General features: G+C 70.2%; 13 protein-coding genes. 9 read left to right on the forward strand and 4 right to left on the reverse strand.

Annotated elements, in window-relative coordinates:
- The 4 genes from PHC73_RS05760 to hemW form a co-directional block, all read right to left on the reverse strand.
- The coding region (locus tag PHC73_RS05760) for an ATP-binding cassette domain-containing protein (protein ID WP_300125560.1) at positions 1–611 on the reverse strand (611 nt) is incomplete at its 3' end.
- Positions 612–664: 53 nt separating this feature from the next.
- Entirely contained in the window at positions 665–1,336 is a 672-nt protein-coding gene (gene tsaB, locus PHC73_RS05765) for a tRNA (adenosine(37)-N6)-threonylcarbamoyltransferase complex dimerization subunit type 1 TsaB (RefSeq protein WP_300125563.1), read from the reverse strand.
- Positions 1,333–3,237: an ATP-dependent DNA helicase gene (locus PHC73_RS05770; protein ID WP_300125566.1), complete on the reverse strand. Its 1,905-nt coding sequence runs from the start codon at positions 3,235–3,237 to the stop codon at positions 1,333–1,335. The genes tsaB and PHC73_RS05770 overlap by 4 nt, the downstream gene beginning before the upstream one ends.
- Positions 3,234–4,445: a radical SAM family heme chaperone HemW gene (hemW, locus tag PHC73_RS05775; RefSeq protein WP_300125569.1), complete on the reverse strand. Its 1,212-nt coding sequence runs from the start codon at positions 4,443–4,445 to the stop codon at positions 3,234–3,236. Before hemW ends, PHC73_RS05770 begins: the two co-directional genes overlap by 4 nt.
- Between hemW and PHC73_RS05780 the strand changes: the two genes are divergently transcribed.
- The 9 genes from PHC73_RS05780 to PHC73_RS05820 form a co-directional block, all read left to right on the forward strand.
- A complete protein-coding gene (locus PHC73_RS05780) occupies positions 4,426–5,088 on the forward strand; it encodes an SCO family protein (RefSeq protein WP_300125571.1) in 663 nt (220 codons plus the stop codon). The genes hemW and PHC73_RS05780 overlap by 20 nt on opposite strands.
- Positions 5,089–5,319: 231 nt before the next feature.
- On the forward strand, positions 5,320–6,732 hold the full coding sequence (gene ccoN / locus PHC73_RS05785) for a cytochrome-c oxidase, cbb3-type subunit I (RefSeq protein WP_300125573.1): 1,413 nt from the start codon (positions 5,320–5,322) through the stop codon (positions 6,730–6,732).
- A gap of 10 nt (positions 6,733–6,742) precedes the next feature.
- On the forward strand, positions 6,743–7,357 hold the full coding sequence (gene ccoO / locus PHC73_RS05790) for a cytochrome-c oxidase, cbb3-type subunit II (protein ID WP_300125576.1): 615 nt from the start codon (positions 6,743–6,745) through the stop codon (positions 7,355–7,357).
- Positions 7,354–7,518: a hypothetical protein gene (locus tag PHC73_RS05795; RefSeq protein WP_300125578.1), complete on the forward strand. Its 165-nt coding sequence runs from the start codon at positions 7,354–7,356 to the stop codon at positions 7,516–7,518. Before ccoO ends, PHC73_RS05795 begins: the two co-directional genes overlap by 4 nt.
- On the forward strand, positions 7,515–8,408 hold the full coding sequence (ccoP, locus tag PHC73_RS05800; RefSeq protein WP_300125580.1) for a cytochrome-c oxidase, cbb3-type subunit III: 894 nt from the start codon (positions 7,515–7,517) through the stop codon (positions 8,406–8,408). The genes PHC73_RS05795 and ccoP overlap by 4 nt, the downstream gene beginning before the upstream one ends.
- A complete protein-coding gene (locus PHC73_RS05805) occupies positions 8,395–8,700 on the forward strand; it encodes a hypothetical protein (protein ID WP_300125582.1) in 306 nt (101 codons plus the stop codon). Before ccoP ends, PHC73_RS05805 begins: the two co-directional genes overlap by 14 nt.
- Positions 8,693–10,072 carry a cytochrome c oxidase accessory protein CcoG gene (ccoG, locus tag PHC73_RS05810; protein ID WP_300125585.1) on the forward strand — a complete coding sequence of 460 codons (1,380 nt, stop codon included), beginning with the start codon at positions 8,693–8,695 and terminating at the stop codon, positions 10,070–10,072. Before PHC73_RS05805 ends, ccoG begins: the two co-directional genes overlap by 8 nt.
- On the forward strand, positions 10,065–10,556 hold the full coding sequence (locus tag PHC73_RS05815) for a FixH family protein (RefSeq protein WP_300125587.1): 492 nt from the start codon (positions 10,065–10,067) through the stop codon (positions 10,554–10,556). The genes ccoG and PHC73_RS05815 overlap by 8 nt, the downstream gene beginning before the upstream one ends.
- The coding region (locus tag PHC73_RS05820; RefSeq protein WP_300125589.1) for a heavy metal translocating P-type ATPase at positions 10,553–12,668 on the forward strand (2,116 nt) is incomplete at its 3' end. The genes PHC73_RS05815 and PHC73_RS05820, both read left to right, overlap by 4 nt.

Genomic DNA, 12,668 nt, shown 5'->3' on the forward strand with positions numbered 1-12,668 from the left:
AACTGCTCCAGCCACTCGACCGACTCGGCGTCGAGATGGTTGGTCGGCTCGTCCAGCAGCAGCATGTCGGGCTTCGACAGCAGCAGCCGGCACAGCGCCACGCGGCGCTTCTCACCGCCTGACAGATGCTCGATGCGCGCCTCCCAGGCCGGCAGGCGCAGCGCGTCGGCGGCGACTTCGAGCTGCACGCCGGCGCTGTCGCCGTCGGCGGCGGCGATTTCGCCTTCCAGGCGCGCCTGCTCCTCGGCCAGCTTGTCGAAGTCGGCGTCCGGCTCGGCGTAGGCGGCGTAGATTTCCTCCAGCCGCTTTTGCGCCGCCAGCACGCCGCCGATGCCCTGCTCCACCGCCTCGCGCACGGTCTGCGAGGGATCGAGCTGCGGCTCCTGCGGCAGATAGCCGATCTTGATGCCCGGCATGGGCACCGCCTCGCCCTCGATCTCCTTGTCCACGCCGGCCATGATGCGCAGCAGCGTCGACTTGCCGGCGCCGTTCAGGCCCAGCACGCCGATCTTGGCGCCCGGGAAGAACGACAGCGAAATGTCTTTGAGAATCTCCCGCTTGGGCGGCACGATCTTGCCCACGCGGTTCATGGTGAAAACGTATTGAGCCATATGACGAAACAGCCGGGAAAAACCGATAAGGATAAGGCCGCGGCGGGCCTGTGTCAGGAGCCGTGGGTGACGCGATCGCGCAGGTACACCGGCAGGGCGAGTTCGGGCGGCACCGCCTGCCCACGCTCGAAGGCCCGCGCCGCCAGGCGCGCCAGCGCACCGGCGCGCGGCTCGGCCGTGACATCGACAGCCTCGATACGCGCGCCGAGCCGCGCGCGCAGTGCCTCGCCGTGCGCCGCCCAGCCGGCCCCGACGCCCAGCCCGCGCCAGGCGGGATCGGCCGGCAGCACCACGTGCTCGGGCGGCGCCAGCGCGTCGTCCACATCGGCCTCGACCAGCCCGTCGGCGCCGCGCGTGTAGTAGCCGTAATACACCTCGCCGAGGCGCGCATCGAAGGCCGCCAGCACGCGCCCTGCCCCGCTCGCCTGCGCCAATGCGGCGAGCGTGGACACCGGCACCACCGGCCGGTCGAGCCCGAGCGCCAGCCCCTGCGCCACGCCGGCGGCGATGCGAAGGCCGGTGAAGGCGCCCGGCCCGCGGCCAAACGCGATGGCGTCGAGTGCATGGCGCGTCATGCCGGCCGCGGCCAGCACGCCATCGATCATCGGCAGGATCAGCGCCGCGTGCTGGCGCGGCGCCAGGCGGTGGTCCTCGATCACCTCGTCGCCAACCCGCAGCGCCACCGAGCAGCAGTCGGTGGCGGTTTCGAGCGCCAGCAGGTTCACGGAATCTCCTCGAAAAACCGCTCGACCTCGGCCAGTTCGCGCGTGATCGGCATGTCCGGCAGGCTGTGCAAAAACACCTTGCCGTAGCCGCGACTGAGCAGGCGCCGGTCGCCCACCATCAGCACGCCGCGGTCGCCGGCATCGCGGATCAGCCGACCCAGGCCCTGCTTGAGCGTGATCACGGCGTGCGGCAGCTGGTAGTCGTTGAAGGCGTCCTGGCCGTGAGCGCGCAAATGCGCGATGCGCCCGGCGACGATCGGCTCGCCCGGCGAGGCGAACGGCAGCTTGTCGACGATGACGCACGACAGCGCCTCGCCGCGCACGTCCACGCCCTGCCAGAAGCTGCCGGTGCCGAGCAGCACCGGCGCCGCGGCGCGGCGGAATTGCGAAAGCAGCTCGCCGTTCGGCCGCTCGCCCTGCACCAGCAGCGTGAAGCCCTCCACATGGCGAAGACGCGTCGCCGCCCGGCGCAGCGCGCTGTGGCTGGTGAACAGCATGAAGGCGCGCCCGCGGCTCGCCCGCAGCACCGGCAGCGCGGCGTCGACCAGCGCGTCGGTGTAATCGGCATCGGCAGGCTCCGGCAGTCCCTGTGGCAAATACAGCAAGGCCCGCTCGCGGTAATCGAAGCCGCCCGGCAGCGCGAGCGTGCGCGCGTCGGACAGTCCCAGGCGCTGCACGAAGTGCCCGAACTGCCCGGCCACGGCAAGCGTGCCGGACGTGAACACGCAGGCACGGCCGGCGCGCGCGAAGCGCTCGGCGAACAGCGGCGCCACGTCCACCGGGCTTGCGTGCAGCGTGCAGGAGCGCGCGCGCACGTCGATCCAGCGCACCTGATCGGCCTGGCTGTCGGCCAGAAACGGCGAAAGACGGCTCTGCAACAAGGCCACGCGCGCGGCGGCGTTGTCGAGATCGCCGCTGCGGCCCTCCAGCGCTTCGAGCGCCGGTCCAAGCGCCGCGAGCGCGTCGCGGATGGCTGCGAGCGCCGCGGCGAAGCGCGCCGGCAAGCGCGCCGGCCACGGCTCGCGCCGCGCCGGCTCGCCGAGCGAGGCCAGCAGCTCGGCCGCCGCCGCGCGCAGCGCCTCGGCGAGCACCGGTAGCTCGGGCACGTCGCCGAGGTCCGCCGCCAGTGCGACCAGATCGCGCGCCATATCCACCAGTTGCAGGCTGCCGAGGCTCGTACCAAAAAACAACGTCGCCACGTCCGGCAGCAGATGCGCCTCGTCGAACACGAACACGTCGGCGTCCGGCAGCACCTCGCCGAAGCCGGTTTCCTTGAGCGCCAGATCGGCGAAGAACAGGTGATGGTTCACGACCACCAGATCCGCCTGCTGCGCGGCGCGCCGCGCCTTCAGCAGAAAGCACTCGCCGATCTGCGGGCAGTCCTGACCGAGACAGTTGTCCGCGGTTGAGGTCACGAACGGGCGCAGGCTCGACTGCGGCGAAAGATCGTCCAGCGTGTCGAGATCGCCGTCCGGCGAGCGCTCGGCAAACCCACGCACGGCAGCGAGCGCCGGGTGCAGCGTGAGCTCGACGCCGAAATCGCCCGCCAGCAGGCGCTTCAGGCGATGCGGGCACAGGTAGTTGGCACGGCCCTTCAGCAGTGCCGTCTCGACGGCGAGCCCGAGCGCCCGCTGTAGCGTCGGCAGATCACGGTGGAACAGCTGGTCCTGCAGCGCGCGCGTGCCGGTCGCAATCAGCGCCTTGCGTCCAGCGAGCAGTGCCGGCAGCAGATACGCGAAGGTCTTGCCGGTGCCGGTGCCGGCCTCGACCAGCAGCGTGGCGCGCTCGGCGATGGCCGCTTCCACCGCCGCGGCCATTTCGAGCTGCGTCGCCCGCGGCGCGAAGCCCGGCAGGGCCTCGACCAGTGGGCCGCCTGCGCCCAGCAGTTCCGTGGCCGTCACGCTGGTGCCGCCTCGGGCAAAAAGGCTTCGAGCACGCTGTCCAGCAGCTCGAAACCGCGCACCGTGGCGCGCGCGCCCGCGGCGTCGAGCGCGATCAGGCCTTGTGCGGCAGCGGCTTCCAGCTGCGGGCGGATGGCAAGCGGCGTGAGACCCGTGCGCTCGGCGAACTGCCGCCAGGTGAAGCCATCCGTGAGACGCAGTGCGTTCAGCAGGAATTCGAATGCCCGCTCCGATGGCGCCACCCAGCGCTGCTCGGCCGCCGCGTCGCCAGTCATTGCATGGGTCATATACGCCTGCGGCTGGCGGTACTTGGCCGTGCGCAGGATGCCCTCGGCCAGGGTGAGCTTGCCGTGCGCGCCGGCGCCGATGCCAAGGTAGTCGCCGAACTGCCAGTAATTGACGTTATGCCGGCATTCCTGCCCGGGCCGCGCGTGGGCGGACACCTCATAGCGCCGGTAACCCGCGCCCGCGAGGCGTTCGAGCCCGGCCGCCTCGATGTCCGCCAGCGCATCCGGCGCCGGCAGCTCGGGCCGCGCGCTGTAGAACACCGTGTTCGGCTCGACCGTGAGCTGGTACCAGGACACGTGGCCGGGATCGAAGGCCAGGGCCACGTCGAGATCGGCCAACGCCCGCGCCAGGTCCTGCCCCGGCAGGCCGTACATGAGGTCGATGTTCACGCGCTCGAAGCCGCTCTTCAGCGCCACCTGCACCGCCCGCCGCGCGGCGGCGGCATCGTGAATACGCCCGAGCGCTTTCAGCGCGCCGTCGTCGAAGCTCTGCACGCCGAGCGAAAGGCGGTTCACGCCCGCGGCGGCGAAACCTTCGAGGCGCGCCGTGTCGAGCGTGCCGGGGTTAGCCTCCAGGGTGATCTCGGCGCCGCCCAGCAGCGGCAGGCGCGCGCGCAGTTCCGACAACAGACGGTCGATGGCCTCGGGCTCGAACAGGCTAGGCGTGCCGCCGCCGATGAACACGCTGAGTACCGGCCGCCCCCACACCCGCGGCAGCTCGGCTTCGAGATCGCGCAGCAGGGCGTCGATGTAATCATCCTGCGCCAGCGGCCCCGCGACGGCGTGGGAATTGAAGTCGCAGTACGGGCAACGCCGCACGCACCACGGCAGGTGCACGTACAAAGACAGCGGCGGGGCGCTGCTAAACTGCGCCGCCGCGCCGTTACCGAGGCGGTGAAACGTGAGGGTTTTCAAGGTCATGCAGATGCGCTGGCGCAGGAGCTGCGCACGCGAAGTATATCGCCCGCTGCTGGCGGCCCTGCTGCTGGCGCTGTTCGCACCGCTGGCAAGTGCCGGCACGGTGCTGAATCCGCCGCGCCCGATCGAACACCTCAAGCTGATCGACCAGCACGGTGCGCCGGTCACGGCCGACAGCCTCGCCGGCCGCTGGACGGTGCTGTTCTTCGGCTTCACGCACTGCCCGGACGTGTGCCCGACCACGTTGGCGCGTCTGGCCGGCGTGCAGCGCCGCCTGCCGGAGCACCTGCGCCCGAAGGTGCGCTTCATGCTGGTATCGGTGGACCCGATGCGCGACACGCCGCAGCGTCTTGCCGAGTACGTCGGCCAGTTCGGGCAGGATTTCGTCGGTGCCACGGCGCCGCTGGGCGAACTCGCGCCGCTGCTGAAGGAACTTGGCGTCAGCTATGCCTACACGGCACAGGATGATGGCCAACACGCGAACCATGGCGGGCACGCCGGCCACGCCATGCCGGCCTACACCATCACGCATTCGGAGACGCTTTACGTGCTGGACACGCAGGCGCGGCTGTATGCCGTGTTCACGGACCCGAAGGACGACTACGCCCTGCAGCGCGATCTGACCGCCTGGGTGGGCGGGCGCTGAAGCGCGCTCGCGCCCGCCCACGTCGCGCCCCGACACGAAGCGAGTTGAACAAACGGCATGCATGCCCTGCTTCAACGCCCCGCTGAAAAACTGCCATTGCCCACGCCGTCCCCTGCCGCCGACCCGCCCGTCACATAAACGTTCGGCCTAGTGCCGGCTGACCTCGATCAACCCTGCCGGCCGGGCCTGCGGCCAAAATGCCGTGTCCGAATCAACGATACGGGTGAGGCCATGCAGGCACAGGCAGCCGAGTACAACGACACCGTGGTGCGGCAGTTCGCCGTCATGACCGTGGTGTGGGCCATCGTCGGCATGCTGGTGGGGGTGTTCATCGCCGCCGAGCTGATCTGGCCCGACCTCAACCCGGGCCTGCCGTTCCTGAGCTACGGCCGTCTGCGCCCGCTGCACACCAACGCGGTGATCTTTGCCTTCGGCGGCTCGGCGCTGTTCGCCACCAGTTACTACGTGGTGCAGCGCACCTGCGGCGTGCGCCTGGCGTTCGACCGGCTGGCGGCGTTCACGTTCTGGGGCTGGCAGGCGGTGATCGTGGCGGCCGCCGTCACGCTGCCGCTCGGCATCACCACCAGCAAGGAATACGCCGAGCTCGAGTGGCCGATCGACGTCCTGATCACGCTGGTATGGCTCAGCTACGCGGCGGTGTTCTTCGGCACCATCGCCCGCCGGCGCATCCAGCACATCTACGTGGCCAACTGGTTCTACGGCGCCTACATCATCACCATCGCCGTGCTGCACGTGTTCAACAGCCTGGAAATCCCGGCCGGCTGGTTCAAGTCCTACCCCGTGTACAGCGGCGCCGTCGACGCCATGGTGCAGTGGTGGTACGGGCACAACGCGGTCGGCTTTTTCCTGACCGCCGGCTTCCTCGGCATGATGTATTACTTCGTGCCCAAGCAGGCGCAGCGGCCGGTGTACTCGTACCGCCTGTCGGTGGTGCACTTCTGGGCGCTGATCTCCACCTACATGTGGGCCGGCCCGCACCACCTGCACTACTCGGCGCTGCCGGAGTGGGCGCAGTCGCTCGGCATGGTGTTCTCGCTGATCCTGCTGGCGCCTTCCTGGGGCGGCATGATCAACGGCGTGATGACGCTGTCCGGCGCCTGGGACAAGCTGCGTACCGACCCCATCCTGCGGTTCATGATCGTGGCGGTGTCCTTCTACGGCATGTCCACCTTCGAGGGGCCGATGATGTCGATCAAGACCGTCAACGCGCTCTCGCACAACACCGACTGGACCATCGGCCACGTGCACTCGGGCGGGCTCGGCTGGGTGGCCTATATCTCGCTCGGCGCCATGTACGCGCTGATTCCCAAACTGTTCGGCAAAGACAGGGTCTACAGCACGCGCCTGATCGAGTGGCACTTCTGGGTGTCCACCATCGGCGTGGTGCTGTACGTGGCCTCCATGTGGATCGCCGGCGTGATGCAGGGCCTCATGTGGCGCGCCGTGAACCCGGACGGCACGCTGACCTACAGCTTCGTCGAGGCGCTGGCCGCCACCAAGCCTTACTACCTGGTGCGCTTCATGGGCGGCGCCATGGTGCTGTCGGGCATGCTCATCATGGTCTACAACCTGTGGCGCACCGTGCGCCAGCCGGCGCCGGTCGCCCAGCCCGCCGCTGCCTGAGGGATCACCGATGAACCACGAAGTCGTCGAAAAAAACCTCGCCGTGCTGGCGGTGGCGATCGCCATCGTCATCAGCATCGGCGGGCTGGTGCAGATCGTGCCGCTGATGTTCAGTGCCAAGGTCACGCAACCCATCGAGGGCGTGAAGCCCTACCCGGCGCTCGCGCTCGCCGGGCGTGACGTGTACGTGCGCGAGGGCTGCTACACCTGCCACACGCAGATGATCCGGCCGTTTCGCGCCGAAACCGAGCGCTACGGCCACTACTCGGTGGCCGGCGAGTCGGTCTACGACCGGCCGTTCCAGTGGGGCAGCAAGCGCACCGGACCGGACCTGGCGCGCGTCGGCGGCCGCTACAGCGACGACTGGCACCGCGTGCACCTGCTTAACCCGCGCGACGTGGTGCCGGAATCGAACATGCCGGCGTTCCGCTGGCTGGAGACGACTCCGGTGGACGGCGACACCGTGCAGCGGCACATGCGGGCGCTCAGGCGCCTGGGCGACCCCTACACCGATGCGGACATCGAAGGCGCCCCGGCCGCCGTGGCCGGCAAAACCGAGCTCGACGCCCTCATCGTCTACCTGCAGGGTCTGGGCAGGGCGCTGCCGGCGGGAGCGGCGCGATGAGCATCGGCGTGCTGTGGGGACTTTTCACCGGCCTGGTGCTGGTGCTGTTCGTGCTGGGCGTGGCGTGGCTGTACACCCGCCCGCGCGACGTCTTCGACGCCATGGCAAAGCTGCCGCTGCGCGACGACCGCGCCCCGTCTGCCAAGGAGGACCGCCCGTGAGCACCGCCTGGAGCTGGTACGTCACCGTGCTGTCGTTGGCCAACATCCTGGCCTGCGTGTGGCTGATCCGCTGGACCGCCAAAAAGCGCCCCGGCGAGGGCGCGGCGGGCGACACCACCGGCCACGAGTGGGATGGCCTTCGCGAGTACAACAACCCCATGCCGCGCTGGTGGCTGGGACTGTTCTACCTCACCATCGCGTTCGCGCTCGTCTATTTGTTGCTCTACCCCGGCCTGGGCAACTTCAAGGGCCTGCTCGGCTGGACGCAGACCGGCGCCTACGAGGCCGAAGTCAAGAAGGTCGAAGCCGACGTGGCGCCGCTGTTCGCCAAATACGCCGCCACGCCGGTCCCGGAGCTGGCCAAGGACCCGGCCGCCATGGCGACCGGCCGGCGTCTGTTCGTGACCAACTGCGCCGTCTGTCACGGCGCCGACGGCCACGGTAGCCGGGGCTTCCCGAACCTCGCCGACGGCATCTGGCAGTGGGGCGGCAGCCCGGAGCAGATCGAACAGACCATCACCCAGGGCCGCCAAGCCGCCATGCCGCCGTGGGGAGCCGCGCTCGGCGAGGACGGCGTCAAGGCCGTGGCCACCTACGTGCGCAGCCTCAGCGGCAAGACCGGCGATCCTGCGCTGATCGCCGCCGGCAAGGAAAAATTCCAAACCCTGTGCGTGGCCTGCCATGGCCCGGACGGCAAGGGCAATCCCATGCTCGGCGCTCCTGACCTGACCGACGATTACTGGCTCTACGGCGGCAGCCAGGAGGCCGTCGAGACCAGCATCCGCAACGGCCGCATGGGCGTGATGCCGGCACACAAGGACCTGCTGAGCCCGCAGCGCATCCACGTGCTGGCCGCCTACGTGTACGGGCTGTCCCATGAACAACCCTGACGACGATTTCATCATCGACGCCGAACACGCCCGCCCGCACGGCTGGCTGCATCGGCTGGGCGCGGTGCTGTGGCCGTCGTTTCTGACGGCCGGCGTGGCGACGGCGGTGTTCTTCGCCAACGTCGACCCCGAGGGCCTGCGCCTGGCCAGCTTCCCCGACTGGCAAATCAGCCGCGAGGCGGGTTACACGGTCGGTTTTTTCATGTTCTGGGCGGTCACCGCCGCCTCGAGCTTCATCACCCTGACCCTGCTCGAGCCGCCGCGGCAGAAGGTCCGCTCGCCCCATGCCTGAACCCGCTGCAGAACCCGCGCTGTACGCCTCGCGACCGAAGGTCTATCCGCGCGAAATCGACGGGCGCTTTCAGCGCCTGCGCAAACTGGCCGTGCTGGTGTTGCTCGGCCTTTTCTATGGCCTGCCTTGGCTCGGCTGGGACGGCCGCCAGGCGGTGCTGTTCGACCTGCCGGCGCGCCAGTTCCACGTGTTCGGTCTGCTGTTCCTGCCGCAGGATTTCTTTTTTCTGGCGCTGCTGCTGATCTGCGCCGCGCTGGCGCTGTTCTTCTTCACCGCCGTGGCCGGGCGCTTGTGGTGCGGCTACGCCTGCCCGCAGACGGTATGGACCGAGGTGTTCCTGTGGATGGAGCGCTGGGTGGAGGGCAACCGGGCACAGCGCATGCGTCTGGACAAGGCGCCGTGGACGGCCGAGAAAATCCTGCGCAAAACGACCAAACAGGCGCTGTGGATCGCCTTCTCACTGTTCACCGGCTTCACCTTCGTCAGCTACTTCACGCCGCGCACCGAGCTGTGGCAGGGCCTGACGCACCTGCAGCTCGGTGGCTGGGAATGGTTCTGGGGCCTGTTCTATGGCTTTGCCACCTACGGCAACGCCGGCTTCATGCGCGAGAACGTGTGCATCTACATGTGTCCGTACGCGCGCTTTCAAAGCGCCATGTTCGACAAGGACACGCTGATCATCACCTACGACCGGGCCCGCGGTGAGCCACGCGGCGGCCGGCCGCGCGGCATCGACCCGCGCAGCCGGGGCCTCGGTGACTGCGTGGATTGCACGCTGTGCGTGCAGGTGTGCCCGACCGGTATCGACATCCGCGACGGCCTGCAGTACGAGTGCATCGGCTGCGCCGCCTGCATCGACGCCTGTGACTCGGTCATGGACCGCATGGGCTACCCGCGCGGCCTGATCCGTTACACCACCGAAGCGGCCGTGCAGGGCGGAAAAACACACGTGCTGCGCCCGCGTATCGTCATCTACGGCCTGCTGCTGCTGTCGCTGCTGACCGCGCTCGGCACCGCCATCGCGCTGCGCACGCCGCTGACGGCCGAGCTGATCGCCGACCGCGGCCGCTTGTACCGCGAGACCGGCGACGACCAGATCGAGAACGTCTACACGCTCAAGGTGGTCAACAAATCGACCGCCACCGAACATTACCGCGTCAGCGTCAGTGGTCTGCCGGGGGTGGTGATCGAAACCGATCCGCCGGAATTCAGCCTGCCGCCGGGCGGCGTGGCGGTGGTGCCGACGCGCATCCGCGCGCCGGAAGACGTGCTCGAACGGCGCGTGACCACACTCACCCTGACCGTGAGCGCCGCCAGCGGCGCCGCCGTCACCCAGCCCGTGCGCTTCATCGGACCCGCCGATCATGACTGAGCCGCTGCCCGCCCCGCCCTGGTACCGTCAGCCCTGGTTCTGGCTGGTGGCGGCGCCGCCCATCGCGGCCGTGGTCGGTGGTCTGCTGACGGTGTGGATCGCCGTGCGCAACGCCGACTCGCTGGTGGTGGACGACTATGCACGCATCGGCCGCGCCTTCGAGCTCGACCAGTCGCGCGACCGGCAGGCACGGGCGCTTCGCGTCAGCGCCGTGCTGCACCTCGACCGCGCCACCGGCGCCTTTGAAATCGACGTAAACGGCGTGCCGGCGGGCGAACTGCAAATCGTCCTGCTGCACCCGATCACCGCCCGCGGCGACCGGCGGATCACCGTCACTGCCGACGCCGACGACCACTACGCCGGCAGCTTCGGCCCGCTGGATGCGGCGCGGCGCGAGGTCGAGATCGCCTCCACCCAGCAAGGCTGGCGCTTGCGCGGCGTGCTGCCGCCCGGCGTCGGCGAGCTGCGACTGACCGCGCCGTGAATGGCGAGTGCTTTCACTGTCATGAGCCGCTGCCACCGGGCGTTGATCTCACCGTCAGCGTAGACGGCCAGCCGCAGCCGGTGTGCTGCCGTGGCTGTCAGGCGGTGGCGGAACTCATCCTCGCCGGTCATGCCGACTACTACCGATTTCGCACCGCACCGGCGGCGCGGCCCCTTGCGCCGGATGACGCCGACGCTTGGACCGCCTTCGACCGCCCGCAAGCGCAGGCCGCCTTCGTCCAATCGCTGTCGGATGGGCGCGCGCGCGCCGGCTTCGTGGTCGAGGGCCTGCGCTGCGCCGCCTGCGCCTGGCTGATCGAGCACCATCTGGCGCCGCTGGCCGGCGTGGACGAGGTGCGCGTGAGCCCGGCCACCGGCCGCGTGCAGCTCACCTGGCAGCCGGATCGGGTGCCGCTGTCGAAGCTGCTGGCGGCGCTCGCCGCGCTCGGCTACCGGCCGCACCCGCTGCCCGCCGATGCCCGCGATGCCGCTGCGCGCGAGCGCCAGGGTGCGCTCAAACGATTACTGGTGGCCGGGCTCGGCATGATGCAGGTGTCGAGCTTTGCGTTCGCGTTCTACGTGGCCGGCGACGGCCTGGAGCCGGCCGTGCGGGACTTCCTGCGCATCGTCAGCATGCTGGTGGCGCTGCCGGTGCTGCTGTACGCGGGCGCGCCGTTCTTTGCCGGCGCCGTGCGGGGACTCAGGCACGGGCGGCCGGGCATGGACCTGCCGGTGGCGCTGGCGCTGGCGCTGGCCGGTGGCGCCAGCGTGTGGATCAGTTTTTTCGGCGGGCGCGAGGTGTACTTCGACTCGGTGGTGATGTTCGTGTTCTTCCTGTCGGTGAGCCGCTGGTTCGAGGCCGACGCGCGTGCCCGCGTGCGCAGCGTGGGCGAGGCGCTGGCCGCCGCACTGCCGGCGAGCGTGCTGCGCCTGACCGACGCCGGCCCGCAGCCGGTGGCGGTGAGCGAACTCGTCCCCGGCGATCGCGTGCTGGTCGGCAGCGGCGACGTGATCCCCGCCGACGGCGTGCTGGTGGAAGGCCGCAGCGAAGTCGACGAGGCGCTACTCACCGGCGAGGCCGAGCCGCGCCCGCGTGCGGTGGGTGACGCGCTGATCGCCGGCGCCGTCAACCTCGGCCCGCCGGTCACGCTCGAGGTACAACGCACCGGCGCCGCCACGCAGTTGTCGCAGATCGCCCACCTGCTGGAACGCGCGCAGGCCGAGCGCCCGCCGCTGGCGCTGCTGGCCGACCGGCTGGCGCAGGGCTTCATCACGCTGGTGCTGCTGGCGGCCGCCGCCACCGGCGTTTACTGGTGGTTCGCCGCGCCCGCGCATTGGCTCGCCAACACGCTCGCCGTGCTGGTGGTGTCCTGCCCCTGCGCGCTGGCGCTTGCGACGCCGACGGCGTTTGCCGCCGCGGCGGCCGGGCTCGCCCGGCGCGGACTGCTGGTCACGCGCGGCGCGGCGCTGCAGAACCTGGCGCGCGCCGGCACGGCGCTGTTCGACAAGACCGGCACGCTCACCCAGGCGCGGGCGCAGATCGCCGCCATGCGCAGCCTGGACGGTCGACCCATCGAGCGCCACCTCGCCACCGCCGCGGCGCTGGAACTGGGCGTGAGCCACCCGTACGCACAGGCGTTTGCGCCGCACGCCGCGGGACTCGTGGCGCAGCAGCGCGGCACGGTGCCGGGTGCCGGCGTGCGCGGCGTGGTCGATGGCCAGCCGTGGCGGCTCGGCAGGCCGGACTTTGCCGGCGCCGACCACGCGCTGCCCGCCGATCTCGAACCTGGTAGCTGGATTGGTTTGGGCGACGGACAACGCCTGGTCGCGCTGTTCCGCCTGCACGACCCGCTGCGCGCCGATGCCGCCGACACACTGGCCGGCCTCGCCCGGCGCAGCATCCGCACCGCCATCCTGAGCGGCGATGCGGCACCGGCGGTGGCCGAGGTGGCGACGCGGCTTGGCGTGGCCGACTGGCAGGCCGGCCAGACGCCGCAGCACAAGCTCGCCGCCATCCGCGATCGCCAACAGCGCGGCGAGCGCGTGCTGATGGTCGGCGACGGCATCAACGACGCGCCGGTGCTGGCCGGCGCCGACGTGTCGGTGGCCATGG

The organism is Immundisolibacter sp. (genome assembly GCF_028696615.1).
GTDB lineage: Bacteria > Pseudomonadota > Gammaproteobacteria > Immundisolibacterales > Immundisolibacteraceae > Immundisolibacter.